Source organism: Pseudoxanthomonas sp. CCNWLW251 (genome assembly GCF_037402255.1).
In the GTDB taxonomy this organism is placed as follows: Bacteria; Pseudomonadota; Gammaproteobacteria; order Xanthomonadales; family Xanthomonadaceae; genus Pseudoxanthomonas_A.
In genome coordinates this window covers 20,266-39,069 of record NZ_JBBEGA010000005.1, presented here as the reverse complement: position 1 = coordinate 39,069, position 18,804 = coordinate 20,266, and the positions used below count along the sequence as shown (strand labels likewise).

The following is an 18,804-nucleotide window of genomic DNA, read 5'->3' as shown; positions in this document are numbered from 1 at the left end:
GAACAATGGGGCGCAACAGGGTATGCAGGTGTTTCCGCAGCGCTGTTCCACCCGACGGTGCAACGGTCGATCATTCGTGCGGTCGCGACTTACGTCGCTCCTGCAGGGGGATGGCCTCCTTCACCAGCCTGCCATCGCGCAGCCGATACCGCGTATCCACCACGCCATCCGGCAGCGTCGCATGGCTGATGATCAGCACGCTGCGCCCCTCGCTGGCGGTCGCGATGTCGCGCATCAGGGCGTCAGCGGTGTCCTGGTCGAGGCCTTCGGTGGGCTCGTCGAGCAGCAGCAACGGTGCATCGCGCAGCAGCGCACGCGCCAGCGCCAGTCGACGTGCCTGGCCCGCCGACAGCGTCGCGCCGTTCTCGCCGACCCAGGTATCCAGACCGTCGTCCGCATCGCGGAAGCGGGCGTCCAGCTTCACCTGCGCCAGCGCCTGCCACAGGCGCGCATCGTCGGCAGCGGGATCGCCGAGGCGCAGGTTTTCGCGCACGCTGCCGGAAAAGACCGGCGCGTCCTGCGGCAGCCAGGCGATGCGGGTGTGCCAGAGTGCAGGATCCAGCGTGCGCAGGTCGTCGTCGGCGAAGCGTACTTCCCCTGCGTTCGGCGTACACAGTCCCAGCGCCAACGCCAACAAGGAGGATTTGCCTTCGCCGCTGTCGCCGGAGACCAGCACGCGCTCGCCCGCTTTGATGCGCAGGCTGGCGCCATCGAGCACGCGCCGCGTGCTGCCGGGCCAGGCGAACACCACCTCGCGGAACCACAGCGCACCGCGTGGCGCTGGCGGTTGCGCACCCGTGCGCCCGTGGCTTCGGGCTTCGTGCTTCGGCTCCACCACTTCTTCAAGCCGTCCGGTTGCGGTGACGGCGGCACGCCATGCCTGCCAGGCCGGGGCGATGGCGCTGCAGGCTTCCAGTACGGCGACCGTCATGAAGAACAGGCCGCCCGCGGCTGCGGCGCCGATGCGTTCGGCATACACCGCCGATAGCAGGACCCACAGCATCGCCGGCAGCGTGGCGGCCGTGACCAGGGCATGCGCCAAACTGGCGAGCGCAAGCCGGCGCTTGCGCAGGTCTTCCCACTGCGCCACCTCGCGGCTCCGCGCATCCAGCGCTGCCAGCCACGCCGATGTGGCATCCATCGCGACGAGGTCCTGCTGGCCTTCGATGCCTTCCTGCACCGACGCGCGCAGGCGCATGCGGGCCTCGGCGCGTTCGCCTTCCAGCGCCGCCACGCTGCGCGCCGCCAGCCACGGCGCCAGCGCACCGATCAGCAGCAGCGCGACGAGCAGAAGGGCGCCGGCTGCCGGCAGCGCGAACGTCGCCACCAGCGTCGCCAGCGCGCACAGCGACAGCACGGCCAGCAGCGGGCCGAGCGCGCGGACCAGCACGCCGTCGACCGCTTCGATGTCCGCCATCAACCGCGCCATCAGTTCGCCGATGCGGAAGCGGCCCAGGCCCAGCGGCGCCAGCGGCAGTGCGCGGCGGAAGAACCACACCCGCAGGTCGCGCGCGAGCCGCAGCGTGGCATCGTGGCCGAGCAGCTTCTCCGCATAGCGTGACAGGATGCGTACGAAGGTCAGCGCACGGATGCCGGCCGACGGACCGAAGAAGTTGAAGCCGAGTGCGGTACTGCCCGCCAGTGCTGCGGCAGTGAGGAAATGTCCGGACAGGCCCAGCAGTGCCGTGCCTGCGAGCAGCGTCAGCAACAGCAGCGCGATGGCGAGCAGGATGCTCCTGCGGTGGCGCAGAACCACCTCGCGCAGGCGCACCGGCAGCGTGTCGTTGCGGTCGGTCATCGGGGCGCTACCGCGGTCGCATGCAGCTTCCCGCCATGCACGCGCCAGGTCTGCGCCATCGCCGCCTGCGCGGCGGCGCTGTGCGTGGCCATCACCAGCCCGCGTCCGCGTGCGAAGTGCAGGATCGCCCGCAGCACGGCGGCTTCCGTGTCCGGATCGAGGAAGGCCGTGGGCTCGTCGAGCAGCAGTAGGTCGGGGTCGCGCAGGAACACGCGCGCCAGCGCGATGCGTCGCGCTTCGCCGCCGGACAGGCCGAAACCGCGTTCGCCGATCACCGTATCCAGGCCGTCAGGCAGGCGGTCCGCGAAACGCAGCACCTGTGCCGCTTCGGCCGCTCGCCGCAGTTCGTCATCGTCCGCATCCGGTTTCGCCAGGCGCAGGTTGTCGAGCAGGCTGCCTGCGAACAGGAACGGACGCTGCGGCGCGTAGCCGATGCGCAGGCCGGGTGCGCGCTCCACCGTGCCGGTCGTGGCCGGAATCCAGCCGGCCAGGGCTTCCAGCAGCGTGCTCTTGCCGTCGCCGCTGGCGCCGACGAGGGCGATGTGCTGGTCGCGATGCAGTGCCATATCGACATCGCGCAACACGTCGCGTGCATTGCCTGCATGGCGCAGCGTGACGTCGCGCGCGCTGATGAGGGTGCCCGCAGGCGCTGTGGTCGGAAGGACGGGCGACGTGACGGCGTCCGCATCGTCCAGTACCGGCGCGATCTCGTCCATCGCCGCCAGCGCCGCAGCGCGGTCGTGGTAGTGCGTGGCCAGCCGTCGCAGCGGCGCATAGAACTCCGGCGCCAGCAGCAGGCAGAACACGCCCGCGCTCAGCGTCAAGGGCTGCGCGCGCAGATCGATCATGCCGAGATAACTGAGGCCGAGGTACAGCGCGATCATCGCCACGCTCAGCGAGGCGAAGAACTCCAGTACCGCCGACGAAAGGAACGCGATGCGCAGCACGCGCAGGCTGCGCAGGCGCAGTTCCTCGGCGGCGGAACGGATGCCTTCCAGTTCAGCCTCGCCACGCCCATACAGGCGGATCAGACCCAGTCCGCGCAGACGGTCGGCGAAGTGTCCGCCCATGCGCGCGAGTGCCTGCAACTGCCGTTGGCTGGCGGCCTGCGCGCTCCAGCCGACCAGCATCATGAACACCGGCACCAACGGCATCGTCAGCAACAGGATCAGGCCGACCGTGCGATCCACGCAGAACGCCGCCAGCAGGATCGCCAGCGGTACGCCCACCACCTCCGCGCGTACTGGCACGAAGCCGCCGAAATAGCCTTCCAGCGCATCCACGTGCGCGCCCATGCGTTCGGCCAGCGCGCCGCTCTGCTGGCTGCGCACCCAGGCGGGACCACGCGCCACCAGGGCGCGCGCGATGCTGCCGCGCAGGTCGACGCGGATGCGCTCGACCGCATGGTCGGCGCATCGCCGGCTCGCCCATCCCAGTCCGGCGCGCAGCAGCAACAGGATCAACAGGCCGCCAAGCAGTGGCAGCAGGACGAGGGGCGGCTCGTGGGCGACGAACGCGCGCTGCATGCACACGGCGATGAGCGCGGCCTGCGGCACGAGCAGCCAGCCAGCGAACAGGGCGAGCGCGCTGGCGGCCCGCAAGGGATCGCGCGCCACGCGCCCCAGCGTCTGCAGGCGCATCTTCGCGTTCGCGCCTTCTGAAGCCGGTGTCGCATCCGCCCTCATGGTGGCAAGGGCTGGCAGCCCAGTGCCGTGAGCACGCCGTGCAGCGCCGGGTGCCGCATCAACCAGGGCGAGGCGATGGTCAGCAGGCCCGCCGCGAGCACGAAGGTCGCGGCCACGCGCCGCACGGCCGGTTGCTGCCAGCGCCGCCCCAGGCGTGCGCCGGACCAGGTCAGGGTGACCATCATCGGCAGTGTGCCGAGCCCGAACGCGGCCATGGTCAAGGCGGCATCGCGCGCATTGGCCTGCAGCCAGGCGACGGTGAGCAGGCTCAGGCTGAGTCCGCACGGCAACCAGCCCCACAGCGCACCGGCCACCAGGCGGCGCGGCAGCGTGTCCGCCGGCAGCACGCGTGCATGCAGGGGCCGCAATGCCTGCCAGACCTTCGCACCGGGACGGGCAAGGAAATCCAGGCGGCCCCGCTGGTCGAACAGGCGCAGCGCCAGCACCACCAGGGCCAGTCCCACGCCGACGCGCATCGCGAGCACGGCGGTGTCGTGCCGTGCCAGCGCCAGCAGGCCACCGCCGAAGGCGCCGACGATCGCGCCCGCCAGCGTGTAACCGGCGACGCGGCCGAGGTTGAGCTGCAGGGCACCGCTCCAGCCTGGTTGCCGGGAGGACATCGCGGAGAAGCCGGTGGCGATGCCGCCGCACATCACCGCGCAGTGCGTGCTGCCCACCAGGCCCGCCAGCAGGGCAGCGGACAGGACAGGGAGGTTAGGCGCCATCGTCGCCTTCGCGCGCGCGCGCGTCCTCGCGCTGTTTCGGCGGTGCATCGTCGAGGATGTCCAGCGCGGGTGTGTCGAGATCGTCGAACTGGCCCTTGCGCACGGCCCACGCGAACGCGGCGACGGCCAGGCCCAGCAGGACCAGGCTGATCGGCAACAGCATCAGCAGGATGTTCATGCCGCCATCTCCGTGGACGTGCGCGCCAGCCGCAGCGCATTGAGGGTGACCACCAGCGAGGATACCGCCATGCCCAGCGCCGCGATCCATGGCGTGACCAGGCCGGCGGCGGCCAGTGGCACGGCGAGCAGGTTGTAGCCGGCAGACCAGGCCAGGTTCTGCTTCACCAGCCGCCGCGACAGCCGCGCCACGCGCACGGCGTCGGCGATGCGCAACAGCGAAGGACCGGTGGCGACCAGGTCGGCCGCCCGCTGCGCCAGCGGCGCGCCTTCGCCCATCGCGATCGAGACATCCGCGCCGGCCAGCACCGGCGCGTCGTTCAATCCGTCGCCGACCATCGCCACGATGCGGCCTTCCGATTGCAGCTGCCGCACGCGTGCCAGCTTGTCCTCCGGCGATTGCCGGGCAAGCGTCGACGCGATGCCGAGGACGTGCGCCAGGCGCTGCACCGCGCCCTCGCTGTCGCCGCTGGCCAGATGGATGTCCAGGCCCTGCGCGCGCAGGGCCCGGATAGCGATGGCGGCATCCTCGCGCGGTCGCTCGTTCAAGGTGAAGCGGGCGACGCCGTGCGTGCCATCGCCCAGCCACAGGCCGCCATCGTCTGCCCGGTGTGCGGCCCAGTCCGCGCGCCCGAAGCGCCAATGGCGACCGTCGACATCGCCTTCCACGCCCTGGCCGGGACGCGCGACCACGGCCTGCGCCCATGCGCGTGCATCGACATCCGCGAATGCGGTCGCGATCGGGTGGCCGCTGTCCTTCTCCAGCGCGGCCACGATGCGCGTGGCGGCGTCCGCGTCCAGGCCGTCGAATACCTCCACGGCCACGCGTGCGGGACGGCCGTCGCTGAGCGTGCCGGTCTTGTCGAACACCACGTCGGTAGCGCGCGCCAGCGTGTCCAGCGCTTGGGGCCGCGTGGCCAGCACGCCGCAGCGCGCCAGCGCACCATGCGCGGCGGCGAGCACGGCGGGCACCGACAGCGACAGCGCGCAGGGGCAGCTGATGACCAGCAGGGCAAGGGTCACCTCGAACGCCCGTTCGGGCTGGTACATCCGCCAGCCGATGTAGACGCACGCCGCCAGCACCAGCAGCGAGACCACGAAATGCCGGCCCACGCGATCCGCCAGTTGCGCCAGTGGCGGGCGATGGCCCTGCGCGCGGTCGACCAGTTCCGCCAGCTGCGACAGCCGCGTCGCCGTGCCGGTGGCGGTCACGCGCAGCCGTGCGGGGCGCTCGCGGCAGGTGGTGCCTGCATACACGGTCTCGCCTGCATGCCGGCGCACCGGTCGCGATTCGCCGGTCAGCAGCGCTTCCTCGAAATCCGCGGCCGCGTCCAGCAGCACGCCATCGGCGGGCACGCCCTCGCCGGCGGGCACGCAGACCACGTCGGCCACGCGCAGCGCCGACGGCGGCACCGATTCGCGCGTGCCGTCATCGCGCTCGCGGATCGCGAACACGGGCTGCGCGCGCGCCAGCGCATCCACCTGTGCGGTGGCGACGTTGCGCGCACGCTGTTCCAGCATGCGCGCGGCCAGCAACAGGAAGACGAACATCACCGCCGCGTCGTACCAGACATGCGTGCCGCCACGGATCGTCTCGACCAGGCTGGCGACGTAGGCGAGCAGGGTGGAGCTGGCGATCAGCGTGTCCATGCCCACGTGGCGCGCGCGCAGTTCGCGCGCCATGCCGGCGAGGAACGGCCAGCCGCTGTAGAACACCACCGGCGTGCTGACCAGGAAGGTGAGCCAGCGGAACAGGTCGCGTGTCGGCAGCGGCATGGTGGCGTTGACGTCCAGGTACAAAGCCTCGGCCAGCATCATCGCCTGCAGCGAACCGAGGCCGGCCACGCCGAGTCGCAGCAGCCAGCGGCGGCGTTCGGACAGGCGGGCCTGTTCACGTGCGTCGCCGGTGGCCAGATACGGTCGATAGCCCAGCATGGCCAGGCGGTGCAGCAGGGCGGACAGGTGCGTGCGTGCCGGGTCCCAGGCGATGCGGATGCGGCCGGTCACCGCATTGGCGGTGGTGTCGAGTACGCCGGCTTCGCGCGCCAGTGCGCGGTCGATCAGCCACGCGCACGCGGCGCAGCGCATGCCGTCGGTGAGCAGCACGATCTCGCGGCCACCGTCGATGGCGCGGCTGTGTTCAGCCTGCAACTCGGCACGGTCCCAGCTTGCAAGATCCAGCCGGTCGGCCTGCACGCGGTTGGCGCTCGCGCTGCGCAGGCGGTAGTAGCTGCCCAGGTCCGCATCCTCGATCCACGCGGCGGCCGCCGCGCAGCCTTCGCAGCAGAACGACCGCTCGCCCGCATCGACCCGGCGTGCGGCATCGCCGACCGGCTCGCCGCAGTGGTGGCAGGGCACCACGGGGATGTCCATGCAGGGGCGCTCAGCCGCTCCCATGCGAGGGAGCCAGTCGCACGGCCTGGGTGTCTTTCTGCAGGCGTCCCCGGATACGCCATGCGCCGTCCTGCGGCGCGAGCTGGATGTTCCAGTCGTGGGTGGTTTCGATTTCCGCGGGCGCGGTCCAGCCGGCGGTGTCGCGTGCCAGGGTCAGGACGACGTCCTTCGCGGCTTCGGTCGGATGGGCGAGCGTCAGCACCAGCGGGGACGTGCCCGCGAAGTCGCCGGTGACGGCGATCATCTCCACGTGATCCGTGCGGACCTGCACGATCGCACTGAGCTTGCGCTGCGCGGCATTGTCGTCGGGGCCCAGGTCGGTGGTCTGGATCTGCGACACCCGCTGCACCTTGTCGGTGACGGAATCCGCTCCTCCCGCCCGCACGGCGACCACCACCAGCCAGAGGCCGGCGATGACCGATGCCAGCGGCAGGCCCCAGACCAGCCACACCATCGGCTCTTTCCAGAACGGGCGCGCGACGGCGGCGGAGGGATCGGGCTTCGTGGTCATTGCATGGGTCCGAAGTAGCTGCTTTCCACGGTCTTCCCGGTGCCGGTATCGACATCGCGGACAGTGAACGTCACGGCATGGCGGCCGCGCAGGGTGGCAGGGGCGGTGGCGGTGACGGGCAGCGACAGCACTTCCTCGGGCGCTGCCTGCACCATCAGTTCGCCGTCGCGCAGGCGGATGCCGGGCTGGCCGGACGCCAGTGTCACGCGGTAGCGGTGCGATTGCTGGTCCTTGTTCACCAGTTTGAGCGTGTAGCTGTTTTCGACCTGGTCGCCGGCCACTTCGCGGTACAGCGCGTTGCGGTCGCGCAGCACTTCCGCGATCAGCACGTCGCGGTTGAACACGCCCCAGCCCCACGCCGCCACCAGCGCCAGCAGGATGGTGCCGTAGACGAAGATGCGCGGTCGCAGCACCTTCGACGGTTTTCCGTCGATGGCGTTCTGCGTGGTGTAGCGGATCAGGCCCTTCGGGTAGCCCATCTTGTCCATCACGTCGTCGCAGGCGTCGATGCACGCGCCGCAGGCGATGCACTCGTACTGCAGGCCGTTGCGGATATCGATGCCGGTGGGGCAGACCTGCACGCAGATCGTGCAGTCGATGCAGTCGCCCAGTTGGTCGGGGACGAATTTCGGCAGCGGTTCGATCACCGCGCCGGCACCGGCGAAGGTGATGGTGCCGTGCGCGCCGAGGCGCTGGTCGGCGGCGCTGGGATGTGCGTTGGCACGTACCACGTAATCGTAGGCGGTGACCTGGTCGAGCAGGCCGCGCGCACGTTCCAGCACGCTGCCCAGGCCGCGCTTGCGCGGACCGCGCGGCTCGCCGCGCATCGGGTCGTAGGCGATGATCAGGGTGTTGCGGTCGAACATCGCGCTCTGGAAGCGCGCATACGGGCACATGTACTTGCAGACCTGCTCGCGCAGGAAGCCGGCGAAGCCCCACGTGGCCAGCGCGTAGAAGAACACCCAGAACGTCTCCCAGCCGCCCCAGGCGAACGGCCACAGGCGCGCGCCGAGATCGAGGATGGGCGTGAAGAAGCCGACGAAGGTGAAGCCCGTCCACAGTGCGAACAGCGCCCACAGCACGTGCTTGCCGCCCTTGCGCATCACCTTGTTGGCGCTCCAGGGCGCGGCATCCAGCTTGATGCGCGCGCTGCGGTCGCCTTCGGTCCAGCGCTCCATCCACAGGAACACTTCCGTCCACACCGTCTGCGGACACGCATAGCCGCACCACAGGCGGCCTGCCAGCGCGGTGAAGAAGAACAGCGCCATCGCCGCGATGATCAGCAGCACCGCCAGCAGCAGGAAATCCTGCGGCCAGAACACCAGTCCGAACACGTAGAACTTGCGCGCGGGCAGGTCGAACAGCACGGCCTGGCGGTCGTCCCACTTCAGCCACGGGAACACGTAGTACATGCCCAGCAGCCACCACACCGCCGCCACGCGCAGGCGGTTGAGCGTGCCCGCCACATCGCGCGGATACACCTTGCGTTCGCTCACGTAGAACGAGTTGCCCTGCGCATCCACCACGTCCAGCGGAATGCGCCGCTTGGCGGTGTCAGGGGCGGGAGAGGGAGGAGGTGCTGGCGTGGACATGGGCGACTCTGTCTTGGCTGGCGTCATGCTCGCGCCGCGTCGGCACGCGAGGGAGCGACGGTTTGTCGCAGGCCGCGCTCAGTCCGGCGGCAGCGCGCGGTTGAAGCGGCTGGCCGGACGCAGCAGGATCCAGGTGAACAGGCTGCTGGCCGACGTCGCCAGCCAAAACATGAAGAAACCCAGCGTGTAGCCGAGTTCGCGGCTGATCGCCAGGTCGGGAAAGGTCATGTCGCGCAGCGTCAGCGGGTCGACGAAGGCGAAGAACACCATCGTCGCCACGCCGGCGGCGAAGAAGCTGGGCCACAGCACCGCCCCGATGCGCTGTGCGAGCGGTCGGGGCGGATGGTCGAGGCGGGGCTCGGTGAAATCGGTCATTTCGCGCCGGCGGTCGCCTGGCCCTGCTTGTGCGAGAGCGACCAGACATACGAGGCGACCAGGCGGGCACGTGTCTCGCCCAGCAGTTCGCGGTGGGCGGGCATCACGCCATGACGGCCCTTGCTGATGGTCGTGCGCATGCTCTCCTTGCTGTTGCCGTACAGCCAGTAATCGTCGGTGAGGTCGGGGGCGCCCAGTTCCTGGTTGCCCTTGCCGTCCACGCCGTGGCAGGCCACGCAGAGGCCATCGTACAGCGGCTTGCCCTGGGCAGCCATGAAGTTGTTCTTCATGCCGTCCTGCGGGTTGTTCAGCACGTTGACGTAGGCGATGACGTAGTCGACCGCGTTGTCGCCGCCCATGTTGGTCAGCGCGGTGCCCCATTCCGGCATCACGCCTTCGCGGCCATCCAGCACCGTCTGCAGCACCAGGTCGGGCGTGCCGCCCCAATGCCAGATGTCGTCGCTGAGATTGGGATATCCGATCGCGCCCTGGCCGGTGGAACCATGGCAGGTGGCGCAGGTGTTGTTGAAGATGGACTGTCCCAGCGCCAGCGCCTTCGGATCCTTGGCCAGCTGGTCGATGGGCTGGTTGGCGAATGGTGCGAACGTCGCTTCCAGCTTCCTGTCCTGCACGGCCTTGACCTGGTCGTGCTCGCCTGTGGAGGACCACTTCGCGTAGCCGGGAATCACGCCCAGGCCGCCGTACCACGCGATGTAGCCGATGCTGAAGAAAATGGTGATGTAGAACAGGTTGATCCACCACTTCGGCAGCGGCTTGTTGTACTCGGTCAGGTCGCCGTCCCACACGTGCGAGGTGTCTTCCGGTGCGGGGTCGCCGGGCCGGCGGCGGCCGGTCCACCACAGCAGCCACACGCAGCCCAGGATGTTCAGTACGACCAGCGCGACGATGAATCCGATCCAGCCTGCGCTCATGGGTTGTTCTCCCCTTCCTCACCCAGCGGCATGCGTGCCGCATCCTCGAAATCCGCCTTGCGGCGCGGGCTCCACGCCCACACCCAGCCGGCGATGAACAGCACGATCAGTGCCCCGGTCACGATCCCCGATACCATGGCTCAGCCTCCCCTCGGCGCGGCCTTGCCCAGCCCTTGCAGGTAGGCGACCACGGCGTCCAGTTCTGTCCTGCCTTCCACGTCGGTGGCGGCACTGTTGATTTCCTCGTCGGTGTACGGATCGCCGATGCGCTGCAGCGTCTTCATGCGCTGGGCGACTTCGGCGCCGTCCACCTTGGCGTTCTCCAGCCAGGGGAAGGACGGCATGTTCGATTCCGGCACCACGTCACGCGGGTTGATCAAGTGCACGCGGTGCCAGTCGTCGGAATAGCGACCGCCCACCCGGGCCAGGTCGGGCCCGGTGCGCTTGCTGCCCCACTGGAACGGGCGGTCGTAGACCGATTCGCCGGCCAGCGAATAGTGGCCGTAGCGCTCGGATTCGAAGCGCAGCGTGCGCACCATCTGCGAGTGGCAGTTGTAGCAACCCTCGCGGATGTAGATGTCGCGGCCGGCCAGTTGCAGCGCCGGGTAGGGCTTGACGCCTTCCAGCGGCTTGATCGCCTCGGCCTGGAACATCAGCGGGACGATCTCGGCCAGGCCGCCGAACGACACCGCCACCGCGATCAGCACCGCCATCAGGCCGACGTTCTTCTCGACTTTCTCGTGTGAATTTCCGTTGCTCATGTCGGTTCCTCAGGCGCGCGCTTGGCTGGCATCGGGCGGCAGGATCGGCTGCGGTGCGGTGGACCGGGCCGCCTGGAAGGTCTTCCAGGTGTTCCAGGCCATCAGCAGCATGCCGACGAATACCAGCAGGCCGCCGCCCAGGCGGACCAGGTAGTAGGGATACGTGGCGTTCAGCGCTTCGACGAAGCTGTAGGTCAGCGTGCCGTCGGCGTTGGTGGCGCGCCACATCAGGCCCTGCATCACCCCGGCGATCCACATCGAGGCGATGTAGAACACCACGCCCAGCGTGTGCAGCCAGAAGTGCGTGTCGATGGCCTTGATGGAGAACATCTGTTCGCGACCCAGCAGCTTGGGCAGCATCGCGTACACCGAGCCGATGGTGATCATCGCCACCCAGCCCAGGGCACCGGCATGCACGTGGCCGATGGTCCAGTCGGTGTAGTGGCTCAGCGAATTGACCGTCTTGATCGACATCATCGGACCTTCGAAGGTCGACATCATGTAGAACGAGAGCGAGACGATCAGGAACTTCAGGATCGGGTCGGTGCGCAGCTTGTGCCACACGCCCGACAGCGTCATCACGCCGTTGATGGCGCCGCCCCAGCTGGGCGCCAGCAGGATCAGCGAGAACACCATGCCCAGGCTCTGCGCCCAGTCCGGCAGCGCGGTGTAGTGCAGGTGGTGCGGACCGGCCCACATGTAGATGGCGATCAGCGCCCAGAAGTGCACGATCGACAGGCGGTAGGAGTAGACCGGGCGGCCGGCCTGCTTCGGCACGAAGTAGTACATCATTCCCAGGAAGCCGGCGGTCAGGAAGAAGCCCACCGCGTTGTGGCCGTACCACCACTGCACCATCGCATCGACCGCGCCGCTGTACACCGGGTAGGAGTGCAGCAGGCCGCTGGGTAGCGCCAGGCTGTTGACGATGTGCAGCAGCGCCACCGCGATGATGTAGGCGCCGAAGAACCAGTTGGCCACGTAGATGTGCTTGACCGCGCGCTTGGCGATGGTGCCGAAGAACAGCACGGCGTAGGACACCCAGACCACCGCGATCAGCACGTCGATCGGCCAGATCAGCTCGGCGTACTCCTTGCCCTGGGTCAGGCCCAGCGGCAGCGAGACGGCGGCGGCCACGATGACCAGCTGCCAGCCCCAGAACACGAACGCGGCCAGCTTGTCGGAGAGCAGCCGCACGTGGCTGGTCCGCTGCACCACATGCAGGCTGGTGGCGAACAGGGCGCAGCCACCGAACGCGAAGATCACCGCGTTGGTGTGCAGCGGGCGCAGGCGTCCGTAGCTCAGCCACGGCAGATCGAAATTCAGCGCCGGCCAGTACAGCTGGGCCGCGATCAGCACCCCCACCAGCATCCCCACGATGCCCCAGACCACGGTCATCACCGTGAACTGGCGCACCACCTTGTCGTTGTAAGTCCCCTGGACGCCTTGCATGCGGCCTCTCCTATTCTGGTACGGTGGATTCTCGGGCCCATTCAGCCGGGCCGCATTGATCAGGATCAACCCCTTCCCGACAGCCGGTCGGCTGCGGGGCGCGCAGGATGCCGCAGGGCCGTGCGAAGGGGGGTGCGACAGATGGTCGCCCCCGTTCGCGACAGGCGGCGTCTAGAATCCACCACGGACACCCGGGAGCCGCATCGCCATGCCGGACATGACCGTCGTCGAACTGTCCCGTCTGCAATTCGCGCTGACGGCGATGTACCACTTCCTGTTCGTGCCGCTGACGCTGGGGCTGTCCTTCATGATCGCGATCATGGAGAGCGTGTACGTGATGACCGGGCGCGACATCTGGCGCCGGATGACGATGTTCTGGGGCACGCTGTTCGGCATCAACTTCGCCATGGGCGTGGCCACCGGCATCGTGATGGAGTTCCAGTTCGGCATGAACTGGTCCTACTACAGCCACTACGTGGGCGACATCTTCGGCGCGCCGCTGGCCATCGAAGGGCTGATGGCGTTCTTCCTGGAAGCGACCTTCATCGGCCTGTTCTTCTTCGGCTGGGACAAACTGTCGCGCGTGAAGCACCTGATGGTGACCTGGCTGGTGGCACTGGGCACCAACTTCTCGGCGCTGTGGATCCTGATCGCCAACGGCTGGATGCAGTACCCGGTCGGCGCCGAGTTCAATCCCGTCACCATGCGCATGGAGGTAACGGACTTCGCGGCCGTGCTGTTCAACCCGGTGGCGCAGGCGAAGTTCGTGCACACCGTGAGCGCCGGCTACGTGCTGGGCGCCGTGTTCGTGATGTCGATCAGCGCGTTCTACCTGCTGCGGGGACGCCACCCGGACCTGGCCAAGCGCTCGATGGCGGTGGCGGCCAGCTTCGGCCTGGCTGCGGCCCTGTCGGTGGTGGTGCTGGGCGACGAGAGCGGTTACGTGGCCGGCGAGAACCAGAAGATGAAGCTGGCGGCCATCGAGGCGATGTGGGAGACCGAGCCGGCGCCGGCGGGATTCACCGCCTTCGCGATTCCCGACCAGGAGGCGCGCGCCAACCGGTACGCCGTGCACATCCCGTGGGTGATGGGCCTGATCGGCACGCGCTCGTTCAACACCGAAATTCCGGGCATCGGGGAGCTGGTCGAACGTGCGGAGGGCCGCATCCGCAACGGACAGCTGGCCTACGCGGCGCTGCAGCAGCTGCGCGCCAATCGCGAGGATGTGCAGGCGAAGGCGGTGTTCGACCAGCACTGGCGCGACATGGGCTATGCGCTGCTGCTGAAGCGCTACCGCGAGGATATCGGCAGCGCCACCGACGCGGAAATCACGCGCGCCGCCGCCGACACCATCCCGCGCGTGGCGCCGCTGTTCTGGAGTTTCCGCCTGATGGCGGGCATCGGTTTCTACTTCATCGCGTTCTTCGCGCTGGCGTTCTGGCTGGCGACGGTGCAGAAGCTCGACAAGTACCCGTGGTTCCTGAAGCTGGCGCTCTACAGCCTGCCGCTGCCCTGGCTGGCGATCGAAGCCGGCTGGCTGATCGCCGAGTACGGACGGCAGCCGTGGGCCATCGATGGCGTGCTGCCGACGTTCATGGCCGCCTCGGGACTGCAACTGCACCAGGTCGTCATCTCGCTCACCGGTTTCGTGCTGGTCTACACCACGCTGGCGGTCATCGACGTGTACCTGTTGCGCAAGGTGATCCTGAAAGGCCCGGATGACGTGCCCGGCGGCGAACGGCGACCCGACCAGGCAGGCACGCCGCTGGCACCCGCGTCCACGACCGTGGCCTGACAGGAGGACGACATGGACACGATTCCCCTCGACTACGCGACCCTGCGCCTGATCTGGTGGTTGCTGCTGGGCATCCTGCTGATCGGCTTCGCCGTGATGGACGGCTTCGACCTGGGCATCGGCACGCTGTTGCCTGCGGTGGCGCGTACCGATGCCGAGCGCAGGCTGGTGCTGAACGTTGTGGGCCCGGTGTGGGAAGGCAACCAGGTGTGGCTGATCCTGGGCGGTGGCGCGATCTTCGCGGCATTCCCGGCGCTGTATGCAGTCAGCTTCTCGGGCTTCTACCTGGCGATGTTCCTGATCCTGTTCGCACTGATCCTGCGGCCGGTCGGCTTCAAGTTCCGCAGCAAGGTCGAAGATCGGCGCTGGCGGGCGGTGTGGGACTGGGCGCTGTTCGTCGGCGGCTTCGTGCCCGCGCTGGTGTTCGGCGTGGCGATGGGCAACGTGCTGCTGGGCGTGCCCTTCCATTTCGACGACACGCTGCGCATCCATTACGGCGGCGGCTTCTTCGCGCTGCTGTCGCCGTTCGCGGTGCTGTGCGGCCTGGTCAGCGTCGCCATGCTGGTGGCCCATGGCGCCAGCATGCTGGTGCTCAAGACCGACGGGCCGGTGGCGGTGCGTGCGCGGCGCCTCGGTTCGCTGGCGGCGGTGGCGACGGCGGTGTTGTTCGTGCTGGCCGGCGTGTGGGTGGCGAAGGGCGTGGACGGTTACGCCGTGGTCGGGGCCGCCGTGACCGATGCCGCGTCCAATCCGCTGTTCAAGCAGGTGACCAGCGCGCGCGGCGGCTGGATGGCGAACTACCAGGCCATGCCGTGGACCTGGATCTTCCCCGTGCTGGGCGTCACGGGCGCGCTGGCCGCCGCGCTGCTGTTGCGCGCGGGCCGCGGCATGGCGGCGTTCCTCGCCTCGGCGCTCGCCATCGCCGGCATCATCCTGACCGAAGGCCTGGCGGTGTTCCCGTTCCTTCTGCCGTCCTCCACCCATCCCGCGTCGAGCCTGACAGTGTGGGATGCGTCTTCCAGCCACCTCACGCTGTTCGTGATGCTGGTGGCCACCTGCGTGTTCCTGCCCCTGGTCCTCCTGTACACCGCCTGGGTGTACCGCGTGCTGCGCGGCAAGGTGAGTCCTGAAAGCCTGGAACAGAACCACAACGCCTACTGAGGAACGACCATGTGGTACTTCTCCTGGATACTCGGCGTCAGCCTCGCGGCCAGCTTCGCCATCCTCAATGGCATGTGGTACGAGATGCGCGAGAACGATCGCGCCAACGCGGCCGGCGACGCGACGTGACGCGCCTCAGGCGAGCGCGCGGTAGCGGAAGTCGCTGAACTCGACTGCGCCCATGCCGGCGCTGTAGAGCGCCAGCCGGAGACTGAGGAACCCGCCGAACACGTTGTGGTGGAGGCCGGAGACTTCCATCCGCGTGTCCAGCCGCTTCCACGTGCGGCCATCGTCGTGCGAGTGGTGCCAGGTGACCACGTGATGGTCGTGGGTCAGGCGGATGCATACGCGCCGTGTCGACACCGACTGTCGCGCCCAGGTCTGTTCCTCGGCGTACTGGAACACGCGCAGCCCGGCGGGCGTGAAGCCGAGCCCGACGAAGGCCTTGGGGTTGTAGAACAGCAGCAGGCCGCCTTCGCCTTCGCCCACCAAGGTCAGCGTGACCTCGGCCTGGTAGGCGCGGTCGCCGACGATGCAGGCCAGCGGGCTGCCATCGGCAGGCGAAGTGCCGGCGCCGGCGAGGCGGAGCGATTGCGTTCCGTAGCGGATGCGCTGCATCTCGTCAGGCCGCGGCGCGTGGAAGGCCCATTGCGTGCCGAGCCGGTCTGTCGAGAAATCATCGGACAGCGCGACACCGGCAATGCCGACTTTGCCACCCCGTGGAGCAAGCAACGGTTTCGATAGATCCCCGCCACGCGCATGGAACCAGCCGTCTTCCGTCCACTCGATCGGCTCCAGCAGCGTCTGCCGCCCGAGCGTGCGGTACCCATTCTCGTACCCGTGGTAGACCATCCAGCTGTCGCCGGCAGGGCCTTCGACCAGCGTCGCGTGTCCGCGCGACCACCAGGGTTCGGAAGCGTCCCGGGTCCGTACCAGCGGATTGTGCGGGCAGTGTTCCCATGGGCCGTGGATCGAACGCGAACGTGCGGCGATCACCATGTGGCCGGTCACCGGGCCGGCGGTGCCGCCGACGGCGGTGACCAGATAGAACCAGTCGCCGCGGCGCGTCAGCTTGGGGCCTTCCGGCGCGAAGTTCTCGGTGATCCAGTCGTCCGGATAACGCCACGGGCTGTACGCATGCTCCAGCGCCCCGTCGGTCGCCAGGCCATCGTCGGTGAGCCGCACCTTGCGGATGCCGTTGACGAACAGATACCGCCGACCGTCCTCGCCGACTGCGTGGCCGGGATCGATGCAGCCATCGATGTGCAGGTCGACCGGTTCGCTCCAGGGGCCACGGATGTCGTCGGCCCAGATGACGTGGATCTTCCACGCCCCGCCTTTCGCCAGGGAAGGCAGGTAGATGAAATAGCGGTCGCCGTGCTTGCAGAGATCGACGGCCCAGACCGTGCCGACCGGCGTGCGCAATGCGGGTCCGAGCGGCACCCAGTTGACCAGGTCGGTCGAATGCCAGATCACCAGGCCGGGATAGGCATCGAACGACGAGAACGTCATGTAGTAATCGTCGCCGTCCTTGAGGATCGTGGGATCGGGGCGGTCGCCCGCGACGACGGGATTGAGATAGGTGCCGTCGCCAAGATCGGCCTTGCGCTGGCCCTCGATGCCGGTGGCGTGCGGTGGCTGCGGTGCCGCGCATGCGCCCACCGCACTGGCACGCGAGGACAGCGGCCAGGCGACCAGTCCCGCGAGCCCAGCCTTGAACAACCCGCGACGCGAGGTACCCGACATGCGAACTCCCGTGATGGCGTGGTCAGCGACGGACGGCGTAGGGTCCGAAGGTGTTGCCGATGAAGCCGCCTGCGGTCTCCACGCTCAGCAGGCTCGCATCCAGGCCGGAGGCGACGGACCTCCATTCGCCTGGAGCCAACGCGTAATCGGCATCCAGGCGCGGTCCGTCGAGGCGGAAGCGCAGCGTGATCGGCATGGCGTTCGCATCCAGTGGGATGCGCGCCAGCCGTTCGCCTTCCTTCGCGCCATCGCGGCTGCTGCGCCGGTACAGCGACACCGCCAGGCCGCGCGCGTCGCGTTCGACACCGAGCACGTAGTGACCGTATTCGTTCTGCAGCAGGGCGAGTCCCGCCAACTCGCCTGGCGACGGGTCGAACGAGGCGATCGTCGTTTCCAGCGTGGCATGGTGGTGCTGAAGGCGGTGTGCGACATAGGACGGTTGGCCGGGCGTGGCGCCGAATCCGCCGAGCGGCATCGCGCCGGGCGAGAGTGCCAGGCCCTGTGCACCGGTGGTGTACCACCTCGTCTTCGGCGGATGCAGCGTCATCCACGACAGCGGCAGCGCCGGCGCGTCGAAGCGCTCCGTCCATGCGATCGGCCCACTGGTCGGCAGCGGCTGCGGATTGCGCGGCAGGTCCGGGCGCTTCACGACCATCGGCACGCGTTCGCCGCGCGGCAGGATCACCGGCCAGCCGTCCTTCCACGTGACCGGCAGCAGGAAGGTCTCGCGGCCCAGGTTGTACTGGTTGCCACGGTACGGACGCGTGGCAAGGAAGACCGCCCACCACGCGCCGTCCTTGAGCTGCATGAACTGCGCGTGGCCGGTGGATGTCACCGGATCGATGCGCGTCGGGTCGAGATCGCGCTGGGTCAGCGACGGATTGCCCGGGAACGCTTCGTACGGCCCCGTCAGCTTGCGGCTGCGCCAGACCATCTGCGCGTGCTGCTCGCCGGTGCCGCCTTCGGCGGCGGTCAGGTAGTACCAGCCGTCGTGCTTGAAGATGTGCGGCCCTTCGACGTGCTCGGGATTCGTCGACGGGTCCGCGCCGCCATCCACCAGCAGGACGCGCCCGCCCACGCGTTCGCGCTTGTCGAAGTCGAAGCGCTGCAGCCAGACCGCGCGGTGGCCGTCATAGCGCAGCGTTCCATCGGGCACGTCGTTGTGCACCACCCACGCGCTGCCATCGTCATCGAAGAACAGCGAAGGGTCGATGCCGCTGACGCCGAGCCAGATCGGGTCGGACCACGGGCCGGCTGGATTTTTTGCCGTCACCACGAAGTTGCCGCGGTCGCAGTAGAAGCAGGTGTTGGCCACGTAGAACGTGCCGTCGCGGTGGGCGAGGGTGGCAGCGAACAGGCCGCGCGTCAGTTCTTCCTTGTCGCCGTAGTGGATCTGGTCCGGGCGATGGATCGCGTTGCCGATCTGCGTCCACGACACCAGGTCGGTGCTGTGGAAGACCGGCAGGCCGGGGAAATAGCCGAAAGTCGAGGTGACGAGATAGAAGTCGTCGCCGACGCGGATGGCGGACGGATCCGGATAGAAGCCGGCGACCACCGGGTTGCGGAACTGCGTGGCGTCGACGGGCGGGCCACCGTCGTCGCCGGCATAGCGCACCTCGCGGAAGACGGCGTCACCCGCCCATGCGGACGCCATCGAAAGAGTGCCCATCAACACCAGTGCGCAACGCGTCAGCATCGTCTGC

At 68.6% G+C, this 18,804-nt stretch carries 17 protein-coding genes; 3 read left to right on the top strand and 14 right to left on the bottom strand.

Going from position 1 to position 18,804, the window contains the following annotated elements; translation table 11 throughout:
* Positions 1-70 precede the first annotated feature (70 nt).
* The 12 genes from cydC to ccoN all read right to left on the bottom strand — a co-directional run bounded on the left by cydC (position 71) and on the right by ccoN (position 12,399).
* Positions 71-1,798 carry a thiol reductant ABC exporter subunit CydC gene (cydC, locus tag WBN46_RS16720; RefSeq protein ID WP_337732571.1) on the bottom strand — a complete coding sequence of 576 codons (1,728 nt, stop codon included), beginning with the start codon at positions 1,796-1,798 and terminating at the stop codon, positions 71-73.
* Positions 1,795-3,438: a thiol reductant ABC exporter subunit CydD gene (cydD, locus tag WBN46_RS16715; RefSeq protein ID WP_337732570.1), complete on the bottom strand. Its 1,644-nt coding sequence runs from the start codon at positions 3,436-3,438 to the stop codon at positions 1,795-1,797. The genes cydC and cydD overlap by 4 nt, the downstream gene beginning before the upstream one ends.
* Before the next feature lie 41 nt (positions 3,439-3,479).
* Positions 3,480-4,208 (bottom strand): sulfite exporter TauE/SafE family protein, encoded by a 729-nt coding sequence (locus tag WBN46_RS16710; RefSeq protein WP_337732569.1) that lies wholly within the window; start codon positions 4,206-4,208, stop codon positions 3,480-3,482.
* A complete protein-coding gene (ccoS, locus tag WBN46_RS16705) occupies positions 4,198-4,386 on the bottom strand; it encodes a cbb3-type cytochrome oxidase assembly protein CcoS (RefSeq protein WP_337732568.1) in 189 nt (62 codons plus the stop codon). Before ccoS ends, WBN46_RS16710 begins: the two co-directional genes overlap by 11 nt.
* Complete coding sequence (locus WBN46_RS16700; protein WP_337732567.1) at positions 4,383-6,758, bottom strand: heavy metal translocating P-type ATPase; 2,376 nt, start codon at positions 6,756-6,758, stop codon at positions 4,383-4,385. Before WBN46_RS16700 ends, ccoS begins: the two co-directional genes overlap by 4 nt.
* Positions 6,759-6,768: 10 nt before the next feature.
* Entirely contained in the window at positions 6,769-7,290 is a 522-nt protein-coding gene (locus WBN46_RS16695) for a FixH family protein (protein ID WP_337732566.1), read from the bottom strand.
* Positions 7,287-8,882, bottom strand: a complete 1,596-nt coding sequence (locus WBN46_RS16690; RefSeq protein WP_337732565.1) for a 4Fe-4S dicluster domain-containing protein — start codon at positions 8,880-8,882, stop codon at positions 7,287-7,289. The genes WBN46_RS16695 and WBN46_RS16690 overlap by 4 nt, the downstream gene beginning before the upstream one ends.
* Positions 8,883-8,960: 78 nt before the next feature.
* Positions 8,961-9,257: a hypothetical protein gene (locus WBN46_RS16685; protein ID WP_337732564.1), complete on the bottom strand. Its 297-nt coding sequence runs from the start codon at positions 9,255-9,257 to the stop codon at positions 8,961-8,963.
* Complete coding sequence (gene ccoP / locus WBN46_RS16680) at positions 9,254-10,189, bottom strand: cytochrome-c oxidase, cbb3-type subunit III (RefSeq protein WP_337732563.1); 936 nt, start codon at positions 10,187-10,189, stop codon at positions 9,254-9,256. Before ccoP ends, WBN46_RS16685 begins: the two co-directional genes overlap by 4 nt.
* The gene (locus WBN46_RS16675; protein WP_142126089.1) at positions 10,186-10,326 is read right to left on the bottom strand and encodes a cbb3-type cytochrome c oxidase subunit 3; all 141 of its coding nucleotides are present in this window, start codon (positions 10,324-10,326) and stop codon (positions 10,186-10,188) included. The genes ccoP and WBN46_RS16675 overlap by 4 nt, the downstream gene beginning before the upstream one ends.
* 3 nt (positions 10,327-10,329) lie before the next feature.
* Positions 10,330-10,950: a cytochrome-c oxidase, cbb3-type subunit II gene (gene ccoO, locus WBN46_RS16670; RefSeq protein ID WP_185894374.1), complete on the bottom strand. Its 621-nt coding sequence runs from the start codon at positions 10,948-10,950 to the stop codon at positions 10,330-10,332.
* 9 nt (positions 10,951-10,959) lie between these two features.
* A complete protein-coding gene (gene ccoN, locus WBN46_RS16665) occupies positions 10,960-12,399 on the bottom strand; it encodes a cytochrome-c oxidase, cbb3-type subunit I (protein WP_192202965.1) in 1,440 nt (479 codons plus the stop codon).
* A 208-nt stretch (positions 12,400-12,607) separates the two neighbouring features.
* On the opposite strand from ccoN, the gene WBN46_RS16660 reads away from it, so the two are divergent.
* Genes WBN46_RS16660 through cydX form a run of 3 tightly spaced genes read left to right on the top strand, consistent with a single transcriptional unit; the run spans position 12,608 to position 15,484 of the window.
* Positions 12,608-14,194 carry a cytochrome ubiquinol oxidase subunit I gene (locus tag WBN46_RS16660; protein WP_337732562.1) on the top strand — a complete coding sequence of 529 codons (1,587 nt, stop codon included), beginning with the start codon at positions 12,608-12,610 and terminating at the stop codon, positions 14,192-14,194.
* 12 nt (positions 14,195-14,206) lie between these two features.
* Positions 14,207-15,355, top strand: a complete 1,149-nt coding sequence (gene cydB, locus WBN46_RS16655; RefSeq protein WP_337732561.1) for a cytochrome d ubiquinol oxidase subunit II — start codon at positions 14,207-14,209, stop codon at positions 15,353-15,355.
* 9 nt (positions 15,356-15,364) lie between these two features.
* Positions 15,365-15,484, top strand: a complete 120-nt coding sequence (cydX, locus tag WBN46_RS16650) for a cytochrome bd-I oxidase subunit CydX (protein WP_298125812.1) — start codon at positions 15,365-15,367, stop codon at positions 15,482-15,484.
* Between the two features lie 6 nt (positions 15,485-15,490).
* Here cydX and WBN46_RS16645 read toward each other — a convergent pair whose 3' ends face one another.
* Together WBN46_RS16645 and WBN46_RS16640 are read right to left on the bottom strand one after the other, a co-directional pair.
* A complete protein-coding gene (locus WBN46_RS16645) occupies positions 15,491-17,101 on the bottom strand; it encodes a family 43 glycosylhydrolase (protein ID WP_337732560.1) in 1,611 nt (536 codons plus the stop codon).
* 22 nt (positions 17,102-17,123) lie between these two features.
* Positions 17,124-18,797, bottom strand: coding sequence for a glycoside hydrolase family 43 protein (locus tag WBN46_RS16640; RefSeq protein WP_337732559.1), 1,674 nt, complete (start codon positions 18,795-18,797; stop codon positions 17,124-17,126).
* Between the last annotated feature and the right edge of the window lie 7 nt (positions 18,798-18,804).

Coding starts and splice junctions, on each gene's coding strand:
- cydC (WP_337732571.1), bottom strand. CDS start 1,798: ATGACCGACCGCAACGACACGCTGCCGGTGCGCCTGCGCGAGGTGGTT.
- cydD (WP_337732570.1), bottom strand. CDS start 3,438: ATGCGCCTGCAGACGCTGGGGCGCGTGGCGCGCGATCCCTTGCGGGCC.
- WBN46_RS16710 (WP_337732569.1), bottom strand. CDS start 4,208: ATGGCGCCTAACCTCCCTGTCCTGTCCGCTGCCCTGCTGGCGGGCCTG.
- ccoS (WP_337732568.1), bottom strand. CDS start 4,386: ATGAACATCCTGCTGATGCTGTTGCCGATCAGCCTGGTCCTGCTGGGC.
- WBN46_RS16700 (WP_337732567.1), bottom strand. CDS start 6,758: ATGGACATCCCCGTGGTGCCCTGCCACCACTGCGGCGAGCCGGTCGGC.
- WBN46_RS16695 (WP_337732566.1), bottom strand. CDS start 7,290: ATGACCACGAAGCCCGATCCCTCCGCCGCCGTCGCGCGCCCGTTCTGG.
- WBN46_RS16690 (WP_337732565.1), bottom strand. CDS start 8,882: ATGTCCACGCCAGCACCTCCTCCCTCTCCCGCCCCTGACACCGCCAAG.
- WBN46_RS16685 (WP_337732564.1), bottom strand. CDS start 9,257: ATGACCGATTTCACCGAGCCCCGCCTCGACCATCCGCCCCGACCGCTC.
- ccoP (WP_337732563.1), bottom strand. CDS start 10,189: ATGAGCGCAGGCTGGATCGGATTCATCGTCGCGCTGGTCGTACTGAAC.
- WBN46_RS16675 (WP_142126089.1), bottom strand. CDS start 10,326: ATGGTATCGGGGATCGTGACCGGGGCACTGATCGTGCTGTTCATCGCC.
- ccoO (WP_185894374.1), bottom strand. CDS start 10,950: ATGAGCAACGGAAATTCACACGAGAAAGTCGAGAAGAACGTCGGCCTG.
- ccoN (WP_192202965.1), bottom strand. CDS start 12,399: ATGCAAGGCGTCCAGGGGACTTACAACGACAAGGTGGTGCGCCAGTTC.
- WBN46_RS16660 (WP_337732562.1), top strand. CDS start 12,608: ATGCCGGACATGACCGTCGTCGAACTGTCCCGTCTGCAATTCGCGCTG.
- cydB (WP_337732561.1), top strand. CDS start 14,207: ATGGACACGATTCCCCTCGACTACGCGACCCTGCGCCTGATCTGGTGG.
- cydX (WP_298125812.1), top strand. CDS start 15,365: ATGTGGTACTTCTCCTGGATACTCGGCGTCAGCCTCGCGGCCAGCTTC.
- WBN46_RS16645 (WP_337732560.1), bottom strand. CDS start 17,101: ATGTCGGGTACCTCGCGTCGCGGGTTGTTCAAGGCTGGGCTCGCGGGA.
- WBN46_RS16640 (WP_337732559.1), bottom strand. CDS start 18,797: ATGCTGACGCGTTGCGCACTGGTGTTGATGGGCACTCTTTCGATGGCG.